Annotated in this window: 26 protein-coding genes; 17 read left to right on the top strand and 9 right to left on the bottom strand. The window is 57.0% G+C overall.

The features are described from left to right. The first annotated feature begins 172 nt into the window (after window positions 1-172). From rfaD to ABLU88_RS23480, 5 genes are all read left to right on the top strand, one after another. Complete coding sequence (gene rfaD / locus ABLU88_RS23500; RefSeq protein ID WP_014227239.1) at window positions 173-1,117, top strand: ADP-glyceromanno-heptose 6-epimerase; 945 nt, start codon at window positions 173-175, stop codon at window positions 1,115-1,117. Window positions 1,118-1,232: 115 nt separating this feature from the next. Continuing rightward, window positions 1,233-2,291, top strand: coding sequence for an ADP-heptose--LPS heptosyltransferase RfaF (gene rfaF, locus ABLU88_RS23495; RefSeq protein WP_014227240.1), 1,059 nt, complete (start codon window positions 1,233-1,235; stop codon window positions 2,289-2,291). A 3-nt stretch (window positions 2,292-2,294) separates the two neighbouring features. Beyond that, a complete protein-coding gene (gene rfaC / locus ABLU88_RS23490; protein WP_025107811.1) occupies window positions 2,295-3,266 on the top strand; it encodes a lipopolysaccharide heptosyltransferase RfaC in 972 nt (323 codons plus the stop codon). Next, complete coding sequence (locus ABLU88_RS23485) at window positions 3,266-4,174, top strand: sugar glycosyltransferase (protein ID WP_014839787.1); 909 nt, start codon at window positions 3,266-3,268, stop codon at window positions 4,172-4,174. The genes rfaC and ABLU88_RS23485 overlap by 1 nt, the downstream gene beginning before the upstream one ends. Further along, on the top strand, window positions 4,152-5,318 hold the full coding sequence (locus tag ABLU88_RS23480; RefSeq protein WP_348838138.1) for an O-antigen ligase family protein: 1,167 nt from the start codon (window positions 4,152-4,154) through the stop codon (window positions 5,316-5,318). Before ABLU88_RS23485 ends, ABLU88_RS23480 begins: the two co-directional genes overlap by 23 nt. A 26-nt stretch (window positions 5,319-5,344) precedes the next feature. Here ABLU88_RS23480 and ABLU88_RS23475 read toward each other — a convergent pair whose 3' ends face one another. Beyond that, window positions 5,345-6,427: a glycosyltransferase family 9 protein gene (locus ABLU88_RS23475; RefSeq protein ID WP_134897498.1), complete on the bottom strand. Its 1,083-nt coding sequence runs from the start codon at window positions 6,425-6,427 to the stop codon at window positions 5,345-5,347. A gap of 21 nt (window positions 6,428-6,448) precedes the next feature. After that, on the bottom strand, window positions 6,449-7,411 hold the full coding sequence (locus ABLU88_RS23470) for a polysaccharide deacetylase family protein (RefSeq protein ID WP_348838136.1): 963 nt from the start codon (window positions 7,409-7,411) through the stop codon (window positions 6,449-6,451). A 111-nt stretch (window positions 7,412-7,522) separates the two neighbouring features. Between ABLU88_RS23470 and rfaQ the strand changes: the two genes are divergently transcribed. The 7 genes from rfaQ to coaD all read left to right on the top strand — a co-directional run bounded on the left by rfaQ (window position 7,523) and on the right by coaD (window position 14,456). Continuing rightward, entirely contained in the window at window positions 7,523-8,599 is a 1,077-nt protein-coding gene (rfaQ, locus tag ABLU88_RS23465; RefSeq protein ID WP_348838134.1) for a putative lipopolysaccharide heptosyltransferase III, read from the top strand. Then, window positions 8,596-9,723 carry a glycosyltransferase family 4 protein gene (locus ABLU88_RS23460; RefSeq protein ID WP_032751699.1) on the top strand — a complete coding sequence of 376 codons (1,128 nt, stop codon included), beginning with the start codon at window positions 8,596-8,598 and terminating at the stop codon, window positions 9,721-9,723. Before rfaQ ends, ABLU88_RS23460 begins: the two co-directional genes overlap by 4 nt. 2 nt (window positions 9,724-9,725) lie before the next feature. Next, window positions 9,726-10,820 (top strand): glycosyltransferase, encoded by a 1,095-nt coding sequence (locus tag ABLU88_RS23455; protein ID WP_048262739.1) that lies wholly within the window; start codon window positions 9,726-9,728, stop codon window positions 10,818-10,820. Between the two features lie 30 nt (window positions 10,821-10,850). Continuing rightward, window positions 10,851-11,840, top strand: coding sequence for a glycosyltransferase (locus tag ABLU88_RS23450; RefSeq protein ID WP_032751704.1), 990 nt, complete (start codon window positions 10,851-10,853; stop codon window positions 11,838-11,840). Window positions 11,841-11,932: 92 nt separating this feature from the next. After that, entirely contained in the window at window positions 11,933-13,207 is a 1,275-nt protein-coding gene (gene waaA, locus ABLU88_RS23445; protein ID WP_014227249.1) for a lipid IV(A) 3-deoxy-D-manno-octulosonic acid transferase, read from the top strand. Then, window positions 13,207-13,983, top strand: a complete 777-nt coding sequence (locus tag ABLU88_RS23440; protein WP_046876802.1) for a glycosyltransferase family 2 protein — start codon at window positions 13,207-13,209, stop codon at window positions 13,981-13,983. The genes waaA and ABLU88_RS23440 overlap by 1 nt, the downstream gene beginning before the upstream one ends. Beyond that, window positions 13,980-14,456 (top strand): pantetheine-phosphate adenylyltransferase, encoded by a 477-nt coding sequence (gene coaD, locus ABLU88_RS23435; protein WP_025107819.1) that lies wholly within the window; start codon window positions 13,980-13,982, stop codon window positions 14,454-14,456. Before ABLU88_RS23440 ends, coaD begins: the two co-directional genes overlap by 4 nt. A gap of 123 nt (window positions 14,457-14,579) precedes the next feature. On the opposite strand, the gene mutM is transcribed toward coaD, so the two are convergent. The 4 genes from mutM to radC all read right to left on the bottom strand — a co-directional run bounded on the left by mutM (window position 14,580) and on the right by radC (window position 16,895). Continuing rightward, a complete protein-coding gene (gene mutM / locus ABLU88_RS23430) occupies window positions 14,580-15,389 on the bottom strand; it encodes a bifunctional DNA-formamidopyrimidine glycosylase/DNA-(apurinic or apyrimidinic site) lyase (RefSeq protein ID WP_025107820.1) in 810 nt (269 codons plus the stop codon). 199 nt (window positions 15,390-15,588) lie between these two features. After that, complete coding sequence (rpmG, locus tag ABLU88_RS23425) at window positions 15,589-15,756, bottom strand: 50S ribosomal protein L33 (protein WP_003024094.1); 168 nt, start codon at window positions 15,754-15,756, stop codon at window positions 15,589-15,591. A 20-nt stretch (window positions 15,757-15,776) separates the two neighbouring features. Further along, window positions 15,777-16,013, bottom strand: a complete 237-nt coding sequence (gene rpmB, locus ABLU88_RS23420) for a 50S ribosomal protein L28 (protein ID WP_002436699.1) — start codon at window positions 16,011-16,013, stop codon at window positions 15,777-15,779. Window positions 16,014-16,229: 216 nt separating this feature from the next. Beyond that, window positions 16,230-16,895 carry a DNA repair protein RadC gene (radC, locus tag ABLU88_RS23415; RefSeq protein ID WP_004126657.1) on the bottom strand — a complete coding sequence of 222 codons (666 nt, stop codon included), beginning with the start codon at window positions 16,893-16,895 and terminating at the stop codon, window positions 16,230-16,232. Between the two features lie 175 nt (window positions 16,896-17,070). Between radC and coaBC the strand changes: the two genes are divergently transcribed. The 3 genes from coaBC to slmA all read left to right on the top strand — a co-directional run bounded on the left by coaBC (window position 17,071) and on the right by slmA (window position 19,492). Next, window positions 17,071-18,282, top strand: a complete 1,212-nt coding sequence (gene coaBC, locus ABLU88_RS23410; protein WP_014227252.1) for a bifunctional phosphopantothenoylcysteine decarboxylase/phosphopantothenate--cysteine ligase CoaBC — start codon at window positions 17,071-17,073, stop codon at window positions 18,280-18,282. Next, the gene (gene dut, locus ABLU88_RS23405; RefSeq protein WP_004855506.1) at window positions 18,260-18,718 is read left to right on the top strand and encodes a dUTP diphosphatase; all 459 of its coding nucleotides are present in this window, start codon (window positions 18,260-18,262) and stop codon (window positions 18,716-18,718) included. Before coaBC ends, dut begins: the two co-directional genes overlap by 23 nt. Window positions 18,719-18,895: 177 nt before the next feature. Beyond that, window positions 18,896-19,492 carry a nucleoid occlusion factor SlmA gene (gene slmA / locus ABLU88_RS23400; RefSeq protein ID WP_004855507.1) on the top strand — a complete coding sequence of 199 codons (597 nt, stop codon included), beginning with the start codon at window positions 18,896-18,898 and terminating at the stop codon, window positions 19,490-19,492. Between the two features lie 152 nt (window positions 19,493-19,644). Here slmA and pyrE read toward each other — a convergent pair whose 3' ends face one another. Both pyrE and rph read right to left on the bottom strand, forming a co-directional pair. Continuing rightward, on the bottom strand, window positions 19,645-20,286 hold the full coding sequence (gene pyrE, locus ABLU88_RS23395) for an orotate phosphoribosyltransferase (RefSeq protein ID WP_004855508.1): 642 nt from the start codon (window positions 20,284-20,286) through the stop codon (window positions 19,645-19,647). Between the two features lie 65 nt (window positions 20,287-20,351). After that, window positions 20,352-21,068 (bottom strand): ribonuclease PH, encoded by a 717-nt coding sequence (gene rph / locus ABLU88_RS23390; RefSeq protein WP_348838126.1) that lies wholly within the window; start codon window positions 21,066-21,068, stop codon window positions 20,352-20,354. Between the two features lie 123 nt (window positions 21,069-21,191). On the opposite strand from rph, the gene ABLU88_RS23385 reads away from it, so the two are divergent. After that, entirely contained in the window at window positions 21,192-22,055 is an 864-nt protein-coding gene (locus tag ABLU88_RS23385; RefSeq protein WP_004126669.1) for a YicC/YloC family endoribonuclease, read from the top strand. 73 nt (window positions 22,056-22,128) lie between these two features. On the opposite strand, the gene ABLU88_RS23380 is transcribed toward ABLU88_RS23385, so the two are convergent. After that, window positions 22,129-23,388 carry a chloride channel protein gene (locus ABLU88_RS23380; protein ID WP_196546105.1) on the bottom strand — a complete coding sequence of 420 codons (1,260 nt, stop codon included), beginning with the start codon at window positions 23,386-23,388 and terminating at the stop codon, window positions 22,129-22,131. Window positions 23,389-23,662: 274 nt separating this feature from the next. On the opposite strand from ABLU88_RS23380, the gene ABLU88_RS23375 reads away from it, so the two are divergent. Then, a complete protein-coding gene (locus tag ABLU88_RS23375) occupies window positions 23,663-24,280 on the top strand; it encodes a trimeric intracellular cation channel family protein (RefSeq protein WP_014227255.1) in 618 nt (205 codons plus the stop codon). Window positions 24,281-24,285: the final 5 nt, after the last annotated feature.

Raw genomic sequence — 24,285 nt, 5'->3', positions numbered from 1 at the left:
AAGCTATACGCTGATACGAGATGATGCATTACTGCATGAATTATTTGCAGCATAAATCACGAGTCCCTCTCTACCTTATCGGCGAATGGCTGAAGCCTTTCCGATGTAGTGATATGATAGGAGTATTCATGTCCGGATTGTCTCTGGACTACCAACTTCAAAGGTTACAGTTATGATCATCGTTACCGGCGGCGCAGGCTTTATCGGCAGCAATATCGTTAAGGCGCTGAATGACCAGGGTATTACCGACATTCTGGTCGTAGATAATCTGAAAGACGGGACCAAATTCATCAATCTGGTGGATTTGAACATTGCCGACTACATGGATAAAGAAGACTTTCTGATCCAGATTATGGCGGGCGAAGAGTTCGGCGATATCGACGCTATTTTCCATGAAGGCGCCTGCTCTTCCACCACGGAGTGGGACGGCAAGTACATGATGGATAACAACTATCAGTATTCCAAAGAGGTACTGCACTACTGTCTGGAGCGTGAAATCCCGTTCCTGTACGCCTCTTCCGCAGCGACCTACGGCGGTCGCACCAGCGACTTTATTGAATCCCGCGAATACGAGCAGCCGCTCAACGTTTACGGCTACTCCAAGTTTCTGTTTGATGAATACGTCCGTCAGATCCTGCCGGAAGCGAACTCGCAGATTGTCGGCTTCCGCTATTTCAACGTCTACGGGCCGCGCGAAGGCCATAAAGGCAGCATGGCCAGCGTCGCTTTCCATCTGAACACCCAGCTGAATAATGGCGAAAGTCCGAAACTGTTCGAAGGCAGCGACGGCTTCAAGCGCGACTTCGTCTACGTCGGCGACGTCGCGGCGGTGAACCTGTGGTTCTGGGAAAACGGCGTTTCCGGCATCTTCAACCTCGGCACCGGGCGCGCGGAGTCTTTCCAGGCCGTTGCAGACGCAACGCTGGCTTATCACCAGAAAGGCAGCATCGAGTACATTCCGTTCCCGGATAAACTCAAAGGCCGCTATCAGGCGTTTACTCAGGCGGATCTGACTAACCTGCGCGCAGCGGGCTACGATAAACCGTTTAAGACCGTTGCCGAAGGCGTAACGGAATATATGGCCTGGCTCAATCGCGACAATCATGCGAATTCATAAAATCATTCGAGCGGTATCAAGGCGGCAACTCAGTGATTCTCCGGGAGCTGACTAAAGTCAGTGACCGGAGGGAACGCAGGCAGCCAACGCAGAGACAGCTTGAAGGATGGAATGAATGAAAATATTGGTGGTTGGCCCGTCATGGGTGGGCGACATGATGATGTCGCAAAGTCTTTACCGTACGCTCAGGGCGCGCTATCCCCAGGCGATAATCGACGTGATGGCGCCCGCATGGTGCCGTCCGCTGCTATCGCGCATGCCGGAAGTCAACGAAGCGATCCCGATGCCGCTCGGCCACGGCGCGCTGGAAATCGGTGAACGGCGTAAGCTTGGGCACAGCCTGCGCGAACGTCGCTACGATCGCGCTTTCGTGCTGCCCAACTCGTTTAAATCGGCCCTCGTGCCGTTCTTTGCGGGAATACCGCATCGCACAGGCTGGCTCGGCGAAATGCGCTACGGCCTGCTGAACGACGCCCGTAAGCTGGATAAAGACGCCTGGCCGCTGATGGTCGAACGCTACGTCGGTCTGGCCTACGACAAAGGCGTGATGCGCTGCGCGAAAGATCTGCCGCAGCCGCTGCTCTGGCCGCAGCTGCAGGTGCATGAAGGCGAAAAATCGCAGGCCTGCAGCGCGTTTAATCTCTCAGCCGAGCGCCCGATTATCGGCTTCTGCCCCGGCGCAGAGTTCGGCCCGGCAAAACGCTGGCCGCACTATCACTACGCCGAGCTGGCGAAACAGCTGATCGACGAAGGCTTTCAGATCGTACTGTTTGGCTCCGCGAAAGACCACGAAGCGGGCAATGAAATCCTCGCCGCGCTCACGACCGAACAGCAGGCATGGTGCCGCAATCTGGCCGGCGAAACCCAGCTTGAGCAGGCCGTTATTCTGATCGCCGCCTGTAAAGCGGTGGTCAGCAACGATTCCGGCCTGATGCACGTCGCCGCGGCGCTGGACCGTCCGCTGGTGGCGCTCTACGGGCCCAGCAGCCCGGACTTCACTCCACCGCTGTCGCACAAAGCGCGCGTGATCCGCCTGATCAGCGGCTACCACAAAGTGCGTAAAGGCGACGCCGCCGAAGGCTATCATCAGAGTTTGATCGACATTACGCCGCAGCGCGTACTGGAAGAATTAAACGACCTGCTGCTGGAAAAAACGGAACAAGAGGAAGCCTGACGGATGCGGGTACTGATCGTAAAAACCTCGTCCATGGGCGACGTGCTGCACACGCTGCCCGCGCTGAGCGACGCCGCGCTGGCCTTTCCCGGCATTCGTTTCGACTGGGTGGTTGAAGAAGGCTTCGCGCAGATCCCTTCCTGGCATGAGAGCGTCGACCGGGTCATCCCGGTGGCGATTCGCCGCTGGCGCAAGGCGTGGTTTTCCGCGCCGATCAAAGCCGAGCGCAAGGCGTTCCGCGAGGCCGTGCGCGCGGAAAAGTACGACGCTATCATCGATGCCCAGGGGCTGGTGAAGAGCGCCGCGCTGGTCACCCGACTGGCCCGCGGCGTGAAGCACGGTATGGACTGGCAGACCGCCCGCGAGCCGCTGGCGAGCCTGTTTTACAACCGTCGTCACCATATCGCTAAACAGCAGCACGCCGTTGAGCGCACCCGCGAGCTGTTCGCGAAAAGCCTCGGCTACGCGAAGCCGGAAACCCAGGGCGACTACGCGATCGCCCGCCATTTTTTGCGTCAGGCTGACCCGTCCGCTGCGCCGTATCTGGTGTTCCTCCACGCCACAACGCGCGATGATAAACACTGGCCGGAAGAGAACTGGCGGGCGCTTATCGCCCTGCTTGCCGACAGCGGCGTACGCATCAAACTGCCGTGGGGCGCCCCCCATGAAGAGGCGCGGGCCGGACGCCTGGCGGAAGGGCACGATTTTGTCGACGTCCTGCCGCGCATGAGCCTGGAGCAGGTAGCCCAGGTGCTGGCCGGCGCGCGCGGGGTCGTTTCCGTCGACACGGGGCTGAGCCATCTCACCGCCGCGCTCGATAAACCGAACTTCACGCTGTACGGCCCGACCGATCCGGGGCTGATTGGCGGCTACGGTAAAAATCAGCACGTGGTGCGCCCGGAAAGCGGCAGCAGCACGGGCGATATTCCCGCGTCCCGGGTTCGGCAACTGTTGAAATCTCAGGAACTGGCTTAATGGGTTCATTATTTAAGCAGATCTATCGCTACACGCATCGACGCGCCTTTCGCCATAACGAAAATCTCTGGCCGTTTACCCATATCACGCGCGCGGCGAGCGGCGAAATCCGCACCCTGAAATACAAAGGGAAAGCGGTTCCGCTGGTCAATCTCAGCGAACTGAAGGATAGCGCTCAGGGCGAGGTGCTGCTGACCGCCACCGGCCCCTCTACGCGCCGCATCGATTTTACGCTGCTGCCGAAAAGTATTCCGGTGATGGGGGTGAACGGCGCCTGGCATCTCTCTGATAAAATTAAATTTTCGCTCTATACCATCGTGGATATGGAGTTTTACGATAAAAAACCGGACGTGATCCGTTCGGTGATTAGCCAGGCTGACATTGTGCTCTTCACCACCATGCACGGTATCGCCAAAATCCTCGACCGCCACGGCGCAGAGCTTCGCTGTCGTTTGGCATTAATTGAAGACGCCTGTTATAAAATTTATCAGCCCAAAGTCGCCAAAAACGCGATACAGCAGGCCTGGCGCGGCGTCCCCGCGCTACGCTTTCATCCGCAAAGGCAGGATATTTGCTTTAGCACCGACATTCGTCACGGCATTTTCGATGCCGGAACCGTGGTCTACTGGGCACTGCAAATTCTGATGTGGCTGGGATTTAAAACCATTCTGATAAGCGGGCTGGATATGAGTAATTTCAACCAGCCGCGATTCTACGAAACGGAACAGGATAAACTCCCCTCCTGGCTGGCAAATAAGGTGGATGACCTGGTCATGCCGTCCTTTTCGCACGCTGCCAACGTGCTGCAACAAAACCATATTCGGGTCGTCAACTTCTCGTTAGAAAGCGCGGTTCCGGAAACGATTTTCGAAAAGGTTTCTTTTGATGAGTACTTTAAAAATAAGTAATTACGCCAGACAGGGCTACACCGTTTTCTTCACTTTGTTTCTGTTTTTTAGCGCTATTTTCTGCGTATCAACCCGGACAAATAACCTCCTTCATTTATCTATTTTGCTCTTTTTGCTTTCACTGCTTAACAAAGACAACCGTCAGGCAATAGCGGAAAGCATCCGCCAGCGGTGGCCGGTTTATAGCCTGCTGGTCGTATTCTGCGTGTACTATGCGCTGAGCAATATTTGGGGGCAGACGCCGCAGCATATCGATTCTCCTCTGACCCACGGCACCTATTTAATTTTCTATCTTCTGCTGCTGACAACGCTACTTGGCCATCCCCGGACCCGACATCTGGCGCTGCTGAGCGTCGTGGCCGGGATCACGGTGCTCTCCGTCTGGACGATGGCGTTCGACTTCACGCTGGTCCTCAAGGAACGCCTGGTTTCGCCGGAGAATCCCGGCCCGACCAACGTGATCGACCTGGCGGGCTATTGCGGTATCGGTATCCTTATTTGCGCGATGCTGCTGAAGGAGAAAGGCAGCCACCTGCTGTATGTGCCGATGGCTATCATGCTGGTGATGCTGTTTCTGACCCAAAGCCGCGGCCCGATTATCGCGCTGCTGGTGGCGTTTGTTTGCACCCTGCACCTGCACGTCTTTACCCGCCGCAACCTTCTGATTGTCGCCGCGTTAGCGTTGGTTCTGGGCGCGCTTTTCTTCTTTACGCCAACGGGAGACCTGCTGCTGGCGCGCTTTGAAGAGCTGGGCACCCAAAGCGGATTGCGCTTGAGTATCTGGCACCATACGCTCCAGGAAGTGGCCAGCCAGCCGTGGCTGGGTCGGGGCTTTGACTACGAGCTGAACTTTACCAACTACAGCGGCGAGCATATCACTACCACCCACAGCGTCTATCTTGGTGCTCTGTTGAAAGGCGGCATAATCGGCCTGGCGCTGCTGCTGGCGGTGATTGCCGGAGGGTTATGGCAGGCATGGCGTAAACAGCAGGATGGCCGCTACGGGCTGGCGATTTTTATCTATGCGCTGATTTTTATGGCCTCGCAGGGCATGTTTATCATCAGCAACCCTCGCGAAAGCTGGCCGCTGTTTTGGCTGCCGCTGGGCATCGCGCTGAGCGGCAGCCTGAAGGCGAAACGCTAAGAGAAGGGCCCGCAGCGGGCCCTTTTTTATGCCTGCTGGCGAGCGGCGATCAGGGCATCCACCTGCGCTTTGATGACCGGCCAGACCGCGTCAATGGTCATGTCGGCGACGTTAGTCTCTTCGCAGACAATTTGTCTGGCCTTGTCATAACCCGGCGCCCAAATGGTATAGCCCGGCAAACCGGTATCTTTGAGTTTACGTTTGTTGTAAACCGCCACCATGGGCTTGTCGAACGCGCGAGCAATATGCACGATGGCGGTATCCGCCGTAATCACCAGATCGCAGTGGCGAACAATCTCAACCGCTGAATTAATATTGCTATCTGGCAGATGCAGCGCCGTTTCCAGATTAAGCTGACGAATTTTCTCGCTATGCCCGACCATCACGACGCTGATTTTATAAGGGAGCGTATATAAGCGTTCAATCAGAGCAGAAACCTGATGACGGCAAAAGTCTTTATCCGTTGAGGCGGTAAACGGGTTTATGGCAATACAGAGCTGACTCCCCTTGTGCTGAGCCAGCAGTGTTTTGACTCTTTCCCGCTCAAAAGCATCGCCGGGCAGATGATAGTGGTAATGAGGGTGTTCTATACCAAATAGCCTGGCGACGGCTTTATAGCGCGCGGAAATATGGCTGCTGCTGTCCAGAAAAGGGATGGAGTGATCGTAAAGCTTATATTCTTGTTTATTAAAACCGATAACGCAGCCAGGGCGTAAATCAGCCAGCAGTTTAAAACGCTCGTAGGTTTTCACGTCATCAAAATCAACGACCGCGTCAAATCCTGCCGCACGCAGTGCGTTTAACGGCATCCGCGGCTGATATAAATAAACCTGCTCAAGAAAATCCGCACCGGCAAGCATCTGCTTACAGACCGGCCCGGTAAGAACCGAAACCTTATAGCCCCGGTCAGCTAAAAGCTTTGCGCAGCCGGTCGTTACGACCATATCCCCAACTTTGTCATCCAGGCGCAATAATAAAACATGCTGAATCTTCGCGGTATTAAAGGGCTGGCGTGCGCTTTTATTTCTGTAACGATAGTTAATTAAATTAAACTTAATTTCGCGGAAGAAGGCATTTTTCTTCCGCGTAAACTGCTTCACGATACGCATACGGTACCTGGTTGTGATCTTTTATCGCTGTGTGAGTTTCTGTTGGTAGTACTCCGCCAACGTCATTCCCTTCACCTGCGGCGCCAGCCAGCTGAAAAAAGCGTCCAGATCGGCATATAAGCGCTCGATATCCTGCTCGTTTTTAAACGTTGGGCTGCCGCCGGGCATGTACTCTGAAGAGTGGAGCATATATTCGACGTAGTCATTACCCTGAGTCAACGTTTGTTCGACCACTTTTTTCATCGTCTCAACGTTGCCGCCCATCGGACGCAGCCAGTGTACCGACGGCGAGCGTACTTTGCCGCGCAGGCGATCGTAGCCCTGCTTCAGGCTATTCATCCACGCGGAATGTTTGTACTGAATGCTCATCGGCACTTCCAGCAGCGATGATTGCCCTTCACGACGGATATCATTCTCGTCAAGAAAATAGGCGTGCTGCGGGAAATGACGGTAATCGGTACCGCCGTCGCCCTGCGGCGCGCCTTTCGCCGTCTTCCAGTTCACCCTCGGGGTAACCGAGCAATCCACCAGATAGCCATACTCCACCAGCAGACGCGCGTAGCGCTCGTCAAACGCCCAGCGACCGGCGCGATGGCTGACCATTTTGGTCTGGAAGGTGTCCTCCAGCAGACAGGTCATATAGTCGACTTTTGCCCGCATCGCCGCATCGCTGTACTCGATCAAATACGGTTTATGTCGCCAGTCGTCATCGGTGAGCGGATCGGTCGGCGGGCTGTTCCACGCGTGGAGATGCATACCGATTTCCGCGGTTCCCCGGGCGATCGCATCTTTGGCAAATTCGATATAAACCGGGTCGATGGCCATTTCATAGTTGGTCAACCAGACCGGTTTAAAACCATACTTTTCGCAAAGCTGCTGAAAACGCGGTAGATAGCGCGCATTCTCGGTGGTGATGCTGTCATGTTTTTGCCAGAGGTTATCACCCTCTGTATCAATCGTGATGAGAAATGCGGGTTTGTGCACGAAAACGTCCTCAGGCCATACGTATCGGGTCATGGTAGAGCAAGACAAGGCTTCTCTCAATCTATCTGATCCCCTAGAATCGGAGCCCTGCCCCTGAATGAAGAATAGAGAATGACGCCTGAAACCCGCACTTCCGGCCGCGTGAACCCGGCGCGAATCCTGGTTATTAAGCTTCGCCATCATGGCGATATGTTATTGATAACGCCGCTTATTCACGCACTTAAGCAGCAATATCCCGCCGCCAGCGTGGATGTGCTGCTTTATGAAGAAACCCGGGATATGCTCGCAGCGAATACGGATATCCGCCACATTTACGGCATTGACCGGCGCTGGAAAAAACAGGGCACCGGCCATCAGCTGAAGATGGAGTGGCGGCTGATTCGCACGCTCCGCCAGCAGCGCTACGATATGGTGCTCAATCTTGCCGATCAGTGGCCCAGCGCGATCATCACCAAACTGACCGGGGCGGCCATCCGTATCGGCTTTGACTTTCCGAAGCGTCGCCACCCGGCCTGGCGTTTTTGCCATACCGCCCTCGCCTCAACCGAGCGGCATAACCAGCTGCATACCGTGCAGCAGAATCTGTCGATTCTGGCGCCGCTTGGGCTGGATATTGCTGACGCGCCGGCGACGATGGGCTACAGCGAGCAGGACTGGCGCGCCAGCCGCGCGCTGCTGCCGGTAGGATTTCAGGATAACTATATCGTCATTCAGCCCACCTCCCGCTGGTTCTTTAAGTGCTGGCGCGAAGGGCGGATGAGCGCCCTGATAAACGCGCTTTCTGAAGCAGGCTACCCGGTCGTGCTGACCTCCGGCCCTGACGCCAGAGAGAAGCAGATGATCGACACCATTATGGCCGGCTGCCCCAATGCTCGCCTGCACTCCCTCGCCGGGCTGCTCACCCTGCGCCAGCTGGCGTCCGTCATCGACCATGCCCGCCTGTTTATCGGCGTCGACTCCGTGCCGATGCATATGGCCGCCGCGCTCGGTACGCCGCTGGTGGCGCTATTCGGCCCCTCCAAGCTCACCTTCTGGCGTCCATGGCAGGCGCAGGGCGAGGTGATTTGGGCGGGTGATTTCGGAGCGATTCCCGATCCTGACGACATTGATACCAACACCAACGAACGCTTTCTCGATTTAATCCCCACCGACGCGGTTATCGCGGCGGCGAAAAAGGTACTGGCATGAGTAAATTCAGGCTGGCTCTGGTACGCCAGAAGTATCGCCCGGACGGCGGCGCGGAGCGCTTTGTCTCCCGCGCGCTGGAAGCCCTCGACGACAGCGATCTTGAACTGAACGTCATCACCCGCGAATGGCAGGGGCCGGTGAAGCCCGAGTGGAACATCCACATCTGCAATCCGCGCAAATGGGGGCGGATCAGCCGCGAGCGAGGATTTGCCGACGCCGCCCGCCAGCTGTGGCAGCGCGAAGCCTTCGATCTGGTGCAAAGCCACGAGCGTATCCCCGGCTGCGACCTGTACCGCGCCGGAGACGGCGTGCACCGCCGCTGGCTGCAGCAGCGCTCGCGCATTTTGCCCGGCTGGAAAAGCCGCCTGCTGTTTGCCGACCGCTACCATCGCTATGTGATGCAGGCCGAGCGCGACATGTACCAGGACGCGCACCTGCGCGGCGTTATCTGCAACGCGGAGATGATTAAACGCGAGATTATTGAAGACTTCGGCCTGCCGGCGGAAAAAATCCACGTTATCTATAACGCTATCGATAACCAGCGTTTTCTGCCGCCGACGGAAGAAGCCTTTGTCGCGCTGCGCGCCAAATGGAATCTGCCGATCCAGGCGACCTGCCTGATCTACGTCGGCTCCGGCTTTGAGCGCAAGGGGCTGGATGCGGCGATCCGCGCCATCGCCCCGACCAACCGCTACCTGCTGGTGGTGGGCAAAGATAAAGAGCAGGGCCGCTATCAGCAGCTGGCGAAAACGCTGAACTGCGAGGAGCGGGTGCGCTTCTTCGGCATGCAGTCGGAAACCCTGCCGTTCTATCAGATGGCCGACGGCCTGCTGCTGCCGACGCTGTACGATCCGTTTCCCAACGTCATTCTCGAAGCGATGGCCTGCGGCCTGCCGGTGATTACGACTACCGGCTGCGGCGGCGCGGAGTTTATTGTTCAGGGCAGCAATGGCTACGTTTGCGATGCGCTGGATATCCCGGCCCTGCAGGAGTCGGTTAGCGCCCTGCCCGCCCGGGCGTTAGGCTCTGCGCAAGGCGAACGCGCCCGCGAGCGCATCATGACCTGCACCAGCGAACGTCTCTCGGCGCAGCTGCTCTCCCTCTATCAGGATTTGGTGAAATAACGATGCGCATACTGTTTGTTATCGACGGCCTGCCCGGCGGCGGCGCGGAAAAAGTCGTGCTGACGCTGGCAGCGCATTTTCTTAGCCAGGGTGAACAGGTATCACTTTTTTCCCTGCGCGACGTCTGCGATTATCCGCTGCCGGAAGGGCTGGATTATCAGGTCATCGCCGATCGCTGCCGCAAGCCGTGGCGCAAGCTGACGGAGCTGTCCCGGCGCGCGCGCCAGCTTGATGCGGCAATCGAGAAAGCAGAACAGCAGGGCCGTTTCGATCTGGTGCTCTCGAATCTGCATAAAACCGACCGCATTGTCTCCCGCAGCCGCCTGCTGAACGGGCGCAACGTCTGGTTTTGCCTGCACGGCGTGTTCTCCGCGTCCTATCTCGGACACCGCAGCGGTTTTGACCGCTGGCTGAAACAGCAGAAAATCGGGCGCGTTTACCGGGGACGCAACGTCGTCGCCGTCTCCGATGCGGTAGGTCAAGACCTGGTCGAGCAGTTCGCCATTCGCCCGGCCCAGCTGAAAACCATCTATAACCCGTTTGATATCCCCGCTCTGCGCGCCGCGGCTGAAGAACCCAGCCAGCGCCCCGACGGCGACTATATTATCCACGTGGGCCGCTTTCATCCCGGTAAACGCCACGACCGCCTGATTGAGGCCTATGCGCAAAGCGGTATCGATGCGCCGCTGGTGCTGCTGGGGCAGGGAAAACCGGAACAAGAACAGCGCCTGCGCCAGCTGGCGCAGCAGCTACAGGTTGCCGATCGCGTCCTGTTTAAGGGCTTCCAGAAAAACCCGCTGCCGTGGATTAAAGGCGCGCGGATGCTGGTCCTCAGCTCCGATAGCGAAGGCTTTGGCAACGTGGTGGTTGAGGCGCTGCTGCTGGATACGCCGGTCGCCAGCACCCGCTGCCCGGGCGGCGTGACCGAGATCCTCACCGGCGAGCTGTCGCGTGGCCTGGCGGATCTCAACAGCCCGGCGCTGGCTCAGACGATGCAAAGCATTTACCATAGCCCGCCGGCCATCGACGCAGCGGCGCTGGAGAAGTTCAGCGTGGCATCGATTTGTCAGCAGTATCGTCAGCTGCGCAGCGCCTGACGCCGTTATTCAACCAGGATCGAATGAGTTATGAGTCAAACGCCTTTACTAAGCATCGTAGCCGCCGTCTATAACGGCGAAAAATTCCTTGCGCAATTCTTTGAGTGCCTTGAGCAACAGCAGCTGGAAAGCTATGAACTGATCCTGGTGAACGACGGGTCGACGGACGGCAGCCTTGCGGTTATCGACCAGTGGAAAGACCGCCTGCAAAACGTGCTCGTGCTGGAGCAGGAAAACCAGGGCGTGTCGGTGGCGCGCAATACCGGCCTCGCCGCGGCGACGGGTAAGTACCTGACCTTCCCGGATATCGACGATAAGCTTTACCCGGGCATGTACCGTACGCTTCTGGAGATGGCGGAAAAGGGCAATCTAGACGTCGCCACCTGCAACGGCCGCTACGTCTACGAGACGAAAAAAGATATCCATCCTATTTTCCCGCTGGACCGGCTACAGTCGACCGGCGTTTTGCCCGGCCACGTCTGGTTAAAGCAGGCGCTGGATTCTCGTAAGTTCCTGCATGTCACCTGGCTGAATATCTACCGCCGGGAGTTTATCGCCAGCCACCGCTTCCACTTTGAGCCTGGCCTGCGCCATCAGGATATTCCCTGGACCACCGAAGTGCTGCTGGCGGCAGAACGCGTGCAGTACACCAGCGAACAGTTCTACGATTACTATATTCACTCGGAATCGGTGTCGCATAAGCCGGACAACGACGACACGCTGATGCGTTCAGCGCGCCACTATATGAAGATTCTTGAGATGCTGGACGCCATCAACCAGCGCTATCCGGACAAGGTTCGCGATATTTCCGCCTGCCGCTGGCAGATCGCCAAAGAGGGGCTGGGGATTATTCATACCTTCGATAGCATGAAAGATGAGTCAAAAAAGCATATTATCATTAAAGAGTTCTTTGACCGCGGTATCTGGCGCCTGATCTGGAAAAACGCCCGTACGTTCCGTCTGCGCTGGCGTCTTGGACGCCGCTATCTGCGCATCAAGCGCTATCGCGACGCGGCTTAATACTGAATCCCTTAGTTTCCGCCAAAGAGATAGCTTTACGCGGGTTAAATGCTTAGAATTTGCCCGCAAAAACATAAATACGGATAAATCGCTTGGAATTGCTTTATACCGCCCTACTTTACCTCATTCAGCCGCTGGTGTGGCTGCGACTGCTGTTACGCAGCCGTAAGGCCCCTGCCTATCGTAAACGCTGGAAGGAACGTTATGGCTTCTGCCAGAACAAGGTAGAACCGGGTGGCATCCTGCTGCATTCCGTTTCCGTAGGTGAAACGCTGGCGGCGATTCCGCTGGTGCGCGCGCTACGCCACCGTTACCCCTATCTGCCGATCACCGTCACCACCATGACGCCAACCGGCTCTGAACGCGCGATGTCCGCTTTCGGCAAAGACGTGCATCACGTCTATCTGCCTTACGATCTGCCCGGCGCGATGAACCGCTTCTTCAATACCGTTCAACCGAAGCTGGTTATCGTCATGGAAACCGAACTCTGGCCGAACATGGTCGCCACGCTGCATAAGCGTAAAATCCCGCTGGTAATCGCCAACGCCCGCCTCTCCGAACGCTCGGCGAAAGGCTATGCCAAACTGGGGAAATTTATGCGTCGGCTGCTGAGCCGCATTACCCTTATCGCCGCGCAGAATGAAGAAGACGCCAGCCGCTTTATCGCTCTTGGCCTGAAACGCAATCAGCTGGCGGTCACCGGCAGCCTGAAGTTTGATATTTCGGTCACGCCGGAGCTGGCGGCTCGCGCCATCACCCTGCGCCGCCAGTGGGCGCCGCACCGCCAGGTATGGATTGCCACCAGCACCCACGACGGCGAAGAACAAATTATTCTTCAGGCGCATAAGCAGCTGCTGGAGCGTTTCCCCAACCTGCTGCTGATCCTTGTCCCGCGCCATCCGGAGCGCTTCGGCGACGCCCGCGAGATGGTGCAGAAAGCGGGAATGAGCTACACCCTGCGCAGCACCGGCGAAATCCCGTCGAACAGTACCCAGGTGGTGATTGGCGATACCATGGGCGAGCTGATGCTGCTGTACGGTATTGCCGACCTCGCGTTTGTCGGCGGTAGCCTGGTGGAGCGCGGCGGCCATAACCCGCTGGAGCCCGCCGCCCATGCGATACCGGTACTGATGGGTCCGCACACGTTCAACTTCAAAGATATCTGCGCCAAGCTGCAGCAGGACGATGGACTGATTACCGTCACCGACGCCGACTCGCTGGTAACGCAGGTGTCTAACCTGCTGACCGATGAAGATTACCGTCTGTGGTACGGTCGCCATGCGGTGGAAGTTCTGCACCAAAACCAGGGCGCGCTTTCCCGTCTGCTACAGTTATTGCAACCCTATCTGCCGCAGCGGAGCCACTAATGTCGCCTCGACTCTCGGTCGTGATGATTGCCAAAAACGCGGCGGATCTGCTGCCTGATTGTCTGGCGTCGGTAAGTTGGGCCGATGAGATAGTGCTGCTGGATTCCGGCAGCAGCGACAACACCGTCGAACTCGCCCGCAGCCAGGGCGTTCAGGTGCATGTCGATCGCGACTGGCAGGGCTACGGTATTCAGCGCCAGCGCGCCCAGGCCTACGCCACCGGCGACTACGTGCTGATGATCGATACCGACGAGCGCGTCACTCCGGAGCTTGCGCAGTCTATCCGCAGCGTGCTGGCCGCGCCGCAAACCGGCGCGATATACAGCATCGCCCGGCGCAACTATTTCCTTGGCCGCTTTATGCGCCACAGCGGCTGGTACCCCGACCGCGTGATGCGCCTGTACGAACGCGACCGTTACCGCTATAACGATAATCTGGTCCACGAATCTCTCGACGCCCAGGGCGCGCGGGTTATCGAACTCGCGGGCGACCTGCTGCATCTGACCTGCCGTGATTTCTCCGGCTTTCAGCAAAAGCAGCTGGCCTACGCCGCCGCCTGGGCGCAGGAGCGCCATCAGAGAGGCAAAAAGACCTCGCTGGCCGCTATCTTCGGCCATACGCTGGGCGCCTTTGTGAAAACGCTGCTGCTGCGCGGGGGCATTCTGGATGGGAAACAAGGTTGGCTGCTGGCGGTGGTCAACGCGCAATACACGTTTAATAAATACACCGAGCTGTGGGCCCTGAGCCGCGGCTACTCGGAGAAAGTGTCATTATGAGCACAAAAGCGATCTATCCGGGAACCTTCGACCCTATCACCAACGGCCATATCGATATCGTCACCCGCGCGGCCAGCATGTTCGATAAGGTGCTGCTGGCTATCGCCGCCAGCCCGAGCAAAAAGCCGATGTTCACTCTCGACGAGCGCATCGCGCTGGCCACCCAGGCAACGGCGCATCTGGTCAACGTTGAGGTTATTGGCTTCAGCGATTTAATGGCCAATTTTGCCCGCGCGCAGCAGGCGAATATTTTAATTCGCGGCCTGCGGGCGGTGGCGGATTTTGAATATGAGATGCAGCTGGCGCATATGAACCGTCATTTGATGCCGACGCTGGAGAGCGTGTTTCTGATGCCGTGCAAAGAGTGGTCGTTTATCTCCTCTTCGCTGGTGAAAGAAGTGGCGCGCCACCAGGGCGATGTCTCTCACTTTCTGCCGGCAAACGTTCACCAGGCGCTGCTGAGGAAGCTGTAATCCTGCGCCATCGGGGCTCTTCCCGCAGGCGATGCTGCGCATCTGTCCGGGCTACCGGACCAAGCGCAGCCCTGTAGCCCGGCTAAGCGCAGCGCAAGCCGGGTTCACGGCAACCCCCGCACTTTACTTCTGACACTGGCGGCAATAAAACGTCGCCCGCTGGGCGTGTTTACTGCCGATAACCGGCGTCCCGCAAATGCGGCACGGCTCGCCCTTGCGGCCATACACCTGCAGCTCCTGGGCAAAGTAGCCCGGTTTACCGTCGCTTTGCAGGAAATCTTTCAGCGTCGTCCCGCCCTGTTCGATGGATCGCAGCAGGACCAGCTTAATCACTTTCACCAGCTGCTCGCACTCCTCGCGCGACAGCGAAGAAGCCAGCCTGTCGGGGTGAATGCCCGCCGAAAAGAGCGATTCGCTGGCGTAGATATTGCCCACCCCGACCACCAGCTTGTTATCCATTAGCCAGGGCTTAATCGCGGTTTTTTTCTTCGCGCACTTCGCCTGCAGATAATCGGCGTTGAACTCATCGCTCAGCGGCTCCGGCCCCAGATGCGCCAGCACCGGATGCCCCTCCAGCGTTTTGGTCCACAGCCAGGCGCCAAAACGACGCGGGTCGGTATAGCGCAGCACCTTGCCGTTACTCATCACCAGGTCCACGTGATCGTGTTTTTCCGCGGGCAGCTCTTCGCTCAGGATACGCAGGCTTCCCGACATCCCAAGGTGGACGATAATCCAGCCGTCGGGCAGTTCCAGCAGCAGATATTTAGCGCGGCGGCGTACGCTGAGCACCGGAACGTCGCTCAGACGATAGATCTCTTCAGAAACGGGCCAGCGCAGGCGCCCGTTGCGCACAACGGCGTGCAGGATGGTGGCTCCCACCAGGTGCGGCTCAATGCCGCGGCGGCTGGTTTCTACTTCAGGTAATTCAGGCATTCTTTTCTCGAACAAAAACGGCAGGATGCACTATCTTACCGCGTTCAGCGACGAGGTTCAGGGCAATTATTGTTCAGCATGCTCTTCCGCCTGGCGCAGGGGGTAAACGTTCGCCAGCGCCAACGGTGTAGACGGTAGCGTAGTCTTGATAACAAAAAACCCCGCCGAGGCGGGGTTTTTCTTTACAAGGAATCTAAAATTATTTGATTTTAGCTTCTTTGTATAAAACGTGCTGACGGACAACTGGATCGAACTTTTTCAGTTCCAGTTTTTCCGGCTTAGTACGTTTGTTCTTCGTGGTGGTATAGAAGTGACCAGTACCAGCAGAAGAAACCAGCTTGATTTTCTCACGAATACCTTTAGCCATGACTTATTTCCTCTAAGTACTTAGTACTTTTCGCCACGGGCACGCAGTTCGGACAGAACTGTATCGATGCCTTTCTTATCAATAACACGCATACCTTTAGCAGATACGCGCAGGGTGACAAAACGCTTCTCGCTCTCAACCCAGAAACGGTGAGAGTGCAGGTTCGGCAGGAAACGGCGTTTAGTCGCGTTCAGTGCGTGGGAACGGTTGTTACCGGTCACCGGACGCTTGCCAGTAACTTGGCAGACTCGGGACATGTCTATTCTCCAAAAATCAAATTAGCTCGAGCTTCGTATGGGGTATTGGCGCCTCGTCAGGCTTTACAGCCCGGTCATCGCAGTTCTAAGCGAACTCTCGATTGCCAGGCCCAAATGCCAAACCCGAGATTCTCAAAGGTGGCGTAGTATACGCTGACTCGGCGATGTGCTCAAGTCCCGAACAGACAAAGATCCCGATGGATCGCGCGATCGGGGCTAAATCCAGCCGCGTTCAGCAAAAGATACGTACGCTCCGCGGCCAATAACAAGGTGATCCAGCACACGTATATCCATGAATCGACAACATTTTATCACTCTTTCGGTAATCAACCTGTCGGCCTTGCTCGGCTCAGGACTACCGGATGGATGATTATGTGCCAGGATCACCGCGGCGGCGTTCACTTTGATGGCTTCGCGTACGATTTCTCGCGGATGCACCTCAACGTGGCTAAGAGTACCAGAAAAAAGGCGGCTATGTTTCAATACCCGGTTCTGATTATCTAAAAAGATCACCATGAAGATCTCACGCTCTTCGTCGGCCAGCTGGCTTTGCAGAAATTCCCGCGTCATCGACGGGGTAACCAGCGAGGGTTCTTCCGTCATTCGCAGGCTAAAATAGCGTCGCGCCAGTTCAGCAATCCCTTTTAGCTGCGCATATTTCGCCAGACCAATGCCTTCCACCTCTGCAAACTGCGACTCCTCCGCCGATAGCAGGCCGTACAGCGAGCCAAAACGCTGTAGCAGCTCCCGCGAAAATGTCATCACGTCCTGCGTGCGGGTACCGGTACGTAAAAATAGCGCCAACAGCTCAATATCCGACAAAACTTCGATACCGTAGCGCTGCATCTTTTCCCTCGGCATGAGGGATTCTTGTATTTCCATCGCGGCATCTCCTTCCCACTGCGCGCTATCCTGGCACAGCCTTTTTGCGCCGCCGAGACGCAAGTTTTATCCCTGCGTAGCGCCTCGCAAAGTGTATCTCCGCGAGGCACACGATGCCGTCAGGATTGTGATAAGATGCGCGAATTCTGGTGTACCGCAACAGGAAAAAATCATGATGAGTCTGGCTGGTAAAAAGATCGTTCTTGGCGTGAGCGGCGGCATTGCTGCCTATAAAACGCCGGAACTGGTGCGCCGCCTGCGTGACCGCGGCGCGGATGTCCGCGTCGCCATGACGGAAGCCGCAAAAGCCTTCATTACGCCATTAAGTCTACAGGCGGTATCCGGTTATCCGGTTTCCGACAGCCTGCTCGACCCGGCCGCCGAAGCGGCGATGGGCCATATTGAGCTGGGGAAATGGGCCGACCTGGTCATTCTCGCCCCCGCCACCGCCGACCTAATCGCTCGCGTCGCGGCAGGGATGGCCAACGATCTCGTTTCGACGATTTGTCTCGCTACGCCCTCGCCGGTCGCCGTCGTGCCCGCCATGAATCAGCAGATGTATCGCGCCGCCGCCACTCAGCATAATCTGGACGTCATTGCCGCCCGCGGTCTGCTGGTCTGGGGCCCGGACAGCGGCAGCCAGGCCTGCGGCGATGTTGGCCCGGGGCGGATGCTGGACCCGCTGACCATTGTGGATATGGCCGCGCAGCATTTCTCGCCTGTCAAAGATTTGCAACATCTGAACATCATGATTACCGCGGGCCCCACCCGCGAGCCGCTGGATCCGGTGCGTTATATCACCAATCACAGTTCTGGTAAGATGGGCTTCGCGATTGCCGCCGCCGCCGCGCGCCGCGGGGCGAACGTCACGCTGGTGAGCGGCCCGGTTTCGCTGCCTACGCCGCCGTTTGTACACAGAATTGATGTCACCACCGCGCTGGAAATGGAAGCCGCGGTGCAAAACAGCGCGCCTCAGCAGCATATTTTTATTGGCTGTGCGGCGGTCGCTGACTACCGTGCGGTCGCCATCGCCGAAGAAAAAATCAAAAAACAAGGTGATGAATTAACCCTGAAAATGGTTAAAAATCCGGATATCGTCGCAGGGGTCGCCGCGCTTAAGGCCAACCGCCCTTACGTCGTTGGGTTTGCCGCCGAAACAAATAATGTGGAAGAATACGCACGGCAAAAGCGAGCCCGCAAAAATCTTGATCTGATTTGCGCCAATGATGTTTCTCAGCCAAATCAGGGATTTAACAGCGACAGCAATGCATTACACCTTTTCTGGCAGGAGGGAGATAAGCGCTTACCACTTGAGCGCAAGGAACTCCTGGGCCAATTATTACTCGACGAGATCGTTACCCGTTATGATGAAAAAAATCGACGTTAAGATTCTGGACCCGCGTGTTGGTCAGCAATTTCCGCTGCCGACCTATGCCACCTCCGGCTCCGCCGGACTTGACCTGCGAGCCTGTCTCGATGACGCCGTAGAGCTGGCTCCTGGCGCAACGACCCTCGTGCCAACCGGTCTGGCGATTCATATTGCCGATCCCTCTCTGGCGGCGGTGATTCTCCCGCGCTCCGGACTGGGCCATAAGCACGGCGTCGTACTGGGTAACCTGGTCGGTCTGATTGATTCTGACTATCAGGGCCAGCTGATGGTTTCCGTCTGGAACCGCAGCCAGCAGAGCTTCAGCATCGAACCCGGCGAGCGTATCGCGCAAATGGTGTTTGTGCCCGTTGTGCAGGCAGAATTTAACCTGGTGGAAGATTTTGACGCCACCGATCGCGGCGAAGGCGGCTTCGGTCACTCAGGGCGTCAATAAGCCCGGCGATAGACAAAACTCTTTCGGGGCGCTGCCGGCAAAAGGGCTGCCTGAAGGATGAAGTGGAACCAGCATCGCAAAGCGCACTAATGCAATAACATCACCGCAGGCAACAGCTTGCGGTCGCTTTGTGGGTGCCTGCCTGACAAGTGCTTTTTTTCAGGGGTATTTTAAAACATGGCAGAAAAACAAACTGCGAAAAGGAATCGTCGCGAAGAAATACTTCAATCTCTGGCGCTAATGCTTGAATCCAGCGATGGAAGTCAGCGCATTACCACAGCGAAACTGGCGGCGTCCGTTGGCGTATCCGAAGCGGCTCTGTATCGGCACTTCCCGAGCAAGACCCGCATGTTTGACAGCCTGATTGAATTTATCGAAGACAGCCTGATTACGCGCATCAATTTGATTTTAAAAGATGAAAAAGACACCTCAGCGCGCCTGCGTCTGATTGTGCTGTTGATTCTTGGGTTTGGCGAGCGTAATCCTGGGCTGACAAGAATTCTGACCGGCCATGCGCTGATGTTTGAACAGGACCGGCTTCAGGACCGCATCAATCAGCTGTTCGAGCGCATTGAAGTTCAGCTGCGTCAGGTGTTGCGTGAAAAGAAAATGCGCGAAGGCGAAGGCTATACCGTCGATGAAGCCCTGCTGGCCAGCCAGCTATTGGCATTCTGCGAAGGGATGCTATCGCGCTTTGTGCGCAGCGAGTTTAAATATCGCCCGACGGACGATTTTGACGCCCGCTGGCCGCTGGTCGCCGCCCAGCTGAAATAATTCTCGCCGGTCTCTGTGCAGCCCGAAGGGCTGCATCTCTTCCCGCAGGAATGCCCGGCATTATCCGCATTGATACCCAGGCGCTCTTCTCGCCTCGGCTGGCCGTTTTGCCAGCAATCGACCCGACAGACCGTTGCCTGCCGGGCAGATGTTTATACGCCGTACGCTTCGCGATAGGCGCGAACGGCAGTCAGGTGTTCAGCCATTTCCGGCTTCTCTTCCAGATAGCTAATCAGGTCTTTCAGCGTCACGATGGAAATTACTTTACAGCCGTAGTCGCGCTCAACTTCCTGAATCGCGGAGATTTCGCCGCGTCCGCGTTCCTGACGATCCAGAGAGATCAGTACGCCGGCCAGCTCAGCGCCGTTGGCCTGAATAATTTCCATCGATTCCCGAATCGCGGTGCCTGCGGTAATCACATCATCCACCAGCATCACGCGGCCCTGCAGCGCACTCCCCACCAGGTTTCCGCCCTCGCCGTGAGTCTTCGCCTCTTTGCGGTTAAAGCAGTAAGGCAGATCGCGGTCATGGTGTTCCGCCAGCGCGACCGCCGTGGTCGTGGCGATAGGGATGCCTTTATAGGCCGGGCCGAACAGCAGGTCAAAATCAATCCCGGAATCCACCAGCGCTTCGGCGTAAAAACGGCCTAACAGTGCCAGATCGCGCCCGGTATTAAACAGGCCGGCGTTGAAGAAATAGGGGCTCTTGCGCCCGGATTTCAGCGTAAACTCGCCAAACTTAAGTACCTGCTTGTTAAGCGCAAACTCAATAAACTGGCGCTGATACGGTTTCATGGATTCGCTCCTCATCTTACTTTTCTACGGACAAAAAAAAGGCGACTTCTCAGTCGCCTTAAAAACTAGTTTTGCAACGCCGCTTTCTGCGTCGTGACAATGGATTCGATACCCCCCCGGGCCAATGCCAGCAGGGTGAGGAGTTCTTCATGGGTGAACGGCTCGCCTTCCGCCGTACCCTGCACCTCAATGATGCGGCCATCTTCGGTCATCACCACGTTCATATCGGTTTCCGCCGCGGAATCTTCAACGTATTCCAGATCGCAAATCGCTTCGGCATTCACGATGCCTACGGAGACCGCCGCCACCATTCCTTTCATCGGGTTGGTTTTCAGCTTACCGGCCGCGACCAGCTTATTCAGCGCATCGGCCAGCGCCACGCAGGCTCCGGTGATAGACGCGGTACGGGTGCCGCCGTCTGCCTGCAGCACATCGCAGTCCAGAGTGATGGTGAACTCACCCAGCGCTTTCAGGTCAACCGCCGCGCGCAGCGCACGCGCGATCAGGCGCTGGATTTCCATGGTGCGTCCGCCCTGCTTACCTTTTGCGGCTTCACGCGCGTTACGCGTGTGGGTAGAACGCGGCAGCATGCCGTATTCGGCGGTGATCCACCCCTGACCCTGGCCTTTCAGAAAGCGCGGCACGCCTTCATCAATAGAAGCGGTGCACAATACTTTCGTGTCACCAAATTCGACCAGCACGGAGCCTTCTGCGTGTTTTGTGTAGTTACGGGTCAGGGTTACTGGGCGCACTTGATTAGCGCTACGGCCTGCTGGACGCATGATGTTCTCCGGCTTGAAACGAATGTGGCTGCGCATTATACGGATAATGCGCGCTTATTCCTATCCTGATAAGGCCTCGAAAGCTATAATCCACCCCACTCTCCTTTAAAAACAGGAACGTCTATGATCCGCAGTATGACCGCCTACGCCCGGCGTGAAATCAAGGGTGAATGGGGTAGCGCCGCGTGGGAACTGCGCTCGGTAAACCAACGATATCTGGAAACCTACTTCCGCCTGCCGGAGCAGTTCCGTAGCCTGGAGCCCGTGGTGCGTGAACGTATTCGCTCCCGTCTGACCCGCGGTAAAGTCGAATGTACCCTGCGTTTTGAGCAGGACCCGAGCGCGCAGGGTGAGCTGATCCTTAACGAAAAACTGGCAAAGCAGCTGGTTAACGCCGCCAACTGGGTCAAAATGCAGAGCGACGAAGGCGAAATCAATCCGGTAGATATTCTGCGCTGGCCTGGCGTGATGTCGGCCCATGAACAGGATCTGGACGCCATTGCCGCCGAAATTCTGGGCGCGTTGAACGGTGCGCTGGATGACTTTATCGTCGCCCGCGAAACCGAAGGCCAGGCGCTGAAAGCGCTGATCGAACAGCGTCTCGATGGCGTGACGGCCGAGGTAGCTAAAGTACGTGCCCATATGCCGGAAATTTTGCAGTGGCAGCGCGAGCGTCTGGTTGCCAAGCTGGAAGATGCGGAAGTGCAGCTGGAAAACAACCGCCTCGAGCAGGAGCTGGTGCTGATGGCGCAGCGTATAGACGTCGCCGAAGAGCTGGATCGTCTGGAAGCGCACGTGAAAGAGACGTGGAATATCCTGAAGAAGAAAGAAGCGGTCGGTCGCCGTCTCGACTTTATGATGCAGGAGTTCAACCGCGAGTCGAACACCCTGGCGTCTAAATCAATCAATGCCGAAGTGACGAACTCCGCCATTGAGCTGAAAGTGCTGATCGAACAAATGCGCGAGCAGATCCAGAACATCGAGTAACGGTTTTTTGCTCGCCAACCCACGCACGGACAAAAGGCCATGGTAAATCATGGCCTTTTATTTTCGCTGCGTTTCAGAAGGCGTAGTTCTTATCCAATATCCGGCAGGTTAAAAATGCCCCTGCGGCGCACAGCAGCGTGGGGGCCAGATAGCTGTGATCCATGTGGGTGAACTCCATCACCAGCGCGACCGCCGTTAGCGGCATCTGCATGGATGCGGCGAGAAACGCCGCCGCGCCGACGAGAGCAAAACTGCCGTAATCTCCGCCGGGAAGCAGCTGTTGCCAGAGCATACACAGCAGCAGGCTGGTCAGGCCGCCGACCGCCAGCCCCGGCGTCAGCAGGCCGCCCTCCGCGCCGCCGCGCAGCACCGCCAGAATCACCACCATTTTTAGCGCCAGCAGCATCGCCGCCCCGGGGAAACCCAGTTCATCGCTGAGAGCCAGCTGCATAGGCCCTTTACCGTTTCCCGGAAGCTGGGGGAAATAGAGGCTGAGGACGGCAAGCAGGGAAAACGCCAGCAGACAGAAAACCGGCATCTGCCAGTTGCTCCGAACGCGCGAGCGGGCCGTGCTGGTCGCTTTGCGAAAGAGCCAGGCCCCGGCGCCAAGAATGGGGCCAGCGATAATCGCCCACCAGAGAAATGAATGCGGCAGGATGTCTGAAGTAAAATGGTATTGCGATTCCTCGCCTAACCCGAGCGTTGCCGTCCACGCGGCAATCGCCGATGTGATAATCGCCGCCAGCGTTTTTTCCCAGCTAAACGACAGCAGCATTACCTCAAGGCTGAATAACGCACCGGCCAGCGGAACGTTATACACCGCCGCCAGGCCCGCACCGGCGCCGCAGGCAACCAGCGTTCGGGTTTCATCCGCCAGCAGTCCCAGCTTACGCGCCACCATCCCTGCCCCCAGCGCGCCCATTTCCCGCGGAGCCACTTCGCGGCCAAGCGGAGAGCCCAGCGCCACGGTGACGATCTGCAACAGGGCATGAATCGTTGTGGTACCCGCAGGCATTGCCACCGAAGGATTCGCCACCGCTGACGCTATTGAGACCCGCTTCTGCCCATAGCGTCCAAGGAGCCACCAGCCGAATCCTGCGATGGCTCCCCCCGCGACGATTGCCGAGAGGCGACGAGGCCAGGATGAATCCGTGACGCCCTGTAGAAATGACTCCGCGCTCACGATCTGCCCGGGGCTGTAGCCAAAGGCCAGGTGCTGAATCGCGTGTAAAATCAGCGCCAGAACCATGCCTGAGAGGCCGGCAAGCAGCCCCGTCAGCACAACGGCAATCAGGCGGGTGAGATAGTTTTTATTGCCAGCTGCTGCAGTCATTTTCTCAGGCCATGAAGGAGGAAAATAAAAGGATAAAGGTCGAGAGTTAAACAACAGGTATTCATCCCGTTTTCAATATCGATACGCATCGACGGCTTTCACATTACTTTTTATAATCATTAAAAATGAATAAATGACAAATGAACCGTTAAATTCAGCCGATTTAAACCGATCGTGCATTAGTTTAATCAGGTTAAATTCATTCACTTTAGAAAATCTCAATCGTGATCTTGCGCACAAATCGTTAACCTTCCGCCATCACCGTGGGAGATTTATGTTGCTTCATATTCTTTATCTGATTGGGATTACGGCGGAAGCCATGACCGGCGCGCTGGCTGCCGGACGCCGCCGTATGGATACGTTTGGCGTCATTATCATTGCCACCGCGACGGCCCTCGGAGGCGGTTCAGTGCGCGATATTCTGCTCGGCCACTATCCTCTGGGCTGGGTGCAGCACCCCGAGTACGTCATTATTGTCGCCATTGCTGCGGTCCTGACCACGATTGCCGCGCCGGTGATGCCGCATCTGCGCCGTCTGTTTCTGGTGCTTGATGCGCTCGGCCTGATCGTGTTCTCTATCATTGGCGCCCAGATCGCGCTGGATATGGGCCAGGGCCCGGTCATCGCCTCCATTGCCGCCGTCATCACCGGCGTTTTTGGCGGCGTGCTGCGCGATATGTTCTGCAAGCGTATCCCGCTGGTGTTCCAGAAAGAGCTTTACGCCGGGGTGTCATTCGCCGCCGCGATTTTATACATCGCGCTTCAGCATTACGTCAGCAACCACGATGTGGTGGTGATCTCCACCCTGCTGTTCGGCTTTACCGCCCGCATGCTGGCGCTGCGCTGGAAGCTGGGCCTGCCGGTATTTAACTACAACCATAGCGCACATTAATGCTT

This window comes from Klebsiella sp. GW_Kp182 (assembly GCF_040062275.1).
Lineage (GTDB): Bacteria > Pseudomonadota > Gammaproteobacteria > Enterobacterales > Enterobacteriaceae > Klebsiella > Klebsiella michiganensis.
Note: the sequence above shows the minus strand (reverse complement) of the source record. Positions and strands in the feature narration are given on the sequence as shown.

What these genes read in the sequence shown, in the direction of transcription:
- ABLU88_RS23375 (WP_014227255.1), top strand. Translation starts at nt 23,663, where the DNA reads ATGTTGCTTCATATTCTTTATCTGATTGGGATTACGGCGGAAGCCATG.
- rfaD (WP_014227239.1), top strand. Translation starts at nt 173, where the DNA reads ATGATCATCGTTACCGGCGGCGCAGGCTTTATCGGCAGCAATATCGTT.
- rfaC (WP_025107811.1), top strand. Translation starts at nt 2,295, where the DNA reads ATGCGGGTACTGATCGTAAAAACCTCGTCCATGGGCGACGTGCTGCAC.
- ABLU88_RS23440 (WP_046876802.1), top strand. Translation starts at nt 13,207, where the DNA reads ATGTCGCCTCGACTCTCGGTCGTGATGATTGCCAAAAACGCGGCGGAT.
- ABLU88_RS23480 (WP_348838138.1), top strand. Translation starts at nt 4,152, where the DNA reads ATGAGTACTTTAAAAATAAGTAATTACGCCAGACAGGGCTACACCGTT.
- ABLU88_RS23485 (WP_014839787.1), top strand. Translation starts at nt 3,266, where the DNA reads ATGGGTTCATTATTTAAGCAGATCTATCGCTACACGCATCGACGCGCC.
- rpmB (WP_002436699.1), bottom strand. Translation starts at nt 16,013, where the DNA reads ATGTCCCGAGTCTGCCAAGTTACTGGCAAGCGTCCGGTGACCGGTAAC.
- mutM (WP_025107820.1), bottom strand. Translation starts at nt 15,389, where the DNA reads ATGCCTGAATTACCTGAAGTAGAAACCAGCCGCCGCGGCATTGAGCCG.
- rfaF (WP_014227240.1), top strand. Translation starts at nt 1,233, where the DNA reads ATGAAAATATTGGTGGTTGGCCCGTCATGGGTGGGCGACATGATGATG.
- ABLU88_RS23450 (WP_032751704.1), top strand. Translation starts at nt 10,851, where the DNA reads ATGAGTCAAACGCCTTTACTAAGCATCGTAGCCGCCGTCTATAACGGC.
- ABLU88_RS23460 (WP_032751699.1), top strand. Translation starts at nt 8,596, where the DNA reads ATGAGTAAATTCAGGCTGGCTCTGGTACGCCAGAAGTATCGCCCGGAC.
- coaD (WP_025107819.1), top strand. Translation starts at nt 13,980, where the DNA reads ATGAGCACAAAAGCGATCTATCCGGGAACCTTCGACCCTATCACCAAC.
- radC (WP_004126657.1), bottom strand. Translation starts at nt 16,895, where the DNA reads ATGGAAATACAAGAATCCCTCATGCCGAGGGAAAAGATGCAGCGCTAC.
- ABLU88_RS23475 (WP_134897498.1), bottom strand. Translation starts at nt 6,427, where the DNA reads ATGCGTATCGTGAAGCAGTTTACGCGGAAGAAAAATGCCTTCTTCCGC.
- dut (WP_004855506.1), top strand. Translation starts at nt 18,260, where the DNA reads ATGATGAAAAAAATCGACGTTAAGATTCTGGACCCGCGTGTTGGTCAG.
- rpmG (WP_003024094.1), bottom strand. Translation starts at nt 15,756, where the DNA reads ATGGCTAAAGGTATTCGTGAGAAAATCAAGCTGGTTTCTTCTGCTGGT.
- ABLU88_RS23385 (WP_004126669.1), top strand. Translation starts at nt 21,192, where the DNA reads ATGATCCGCAGTATGACCGCCTACGCCCGGCGTGAAATCAAGGGTGAA.
- rfaQ (WP_348838134.1), top strand. Translation starts at nt 7,523, where the DNA reads ATGACGCCTGAAACCCGCACTTCCGGCCGCGTGAACCCGGCGCGAATC.
- ABLU88_RS23455 (WP_048262739.1), top strand. Translation starts at nt 9,726, where the DNA reads ATGCGCATACTGTTTGTTATCGACGGCCTGCCCGGCGGCGGCGCGGAA.
- coaBC (WP_014227252.1), top strand. Translation starts at nt 17,071, where the DNA reads ATGAGTCTGGCTGGTAAAAAGATCGTTCTTGGCGTGAGCGGCGGCATT.
- pyrE (WP_004855508.1), bottom strand. Translation starts at nt 20,286, where the DNA reads ATGAAACCGTATCAGCGCCAGTTTATTGAGTTTGCGCTTAACAAGCAG.
- rph (WP_348838126.1), bottom strand. Translation starts at nt 21,068, where the DNA reads ATGCGTCCAGCAGGCCGTAGCGCTAATCAAGTGCGCCCAGTAACCCTG.
- ABLU88_RS23380 (WP_196546105.1), bottom strand. Translation starts at nt 23,388, where the DNA reads ATGACTGCAGCAGCTGGCAATAAAAACTATCTCACCCGCCTGATTGCC.
- slmA (WP_004855507.1), top strand. Translation starts at nt 18,896, where the DNA reads ATGGCAGAAAAACAAACTGCGAAAAGGAATCGTCGCGAAGAAATACTT.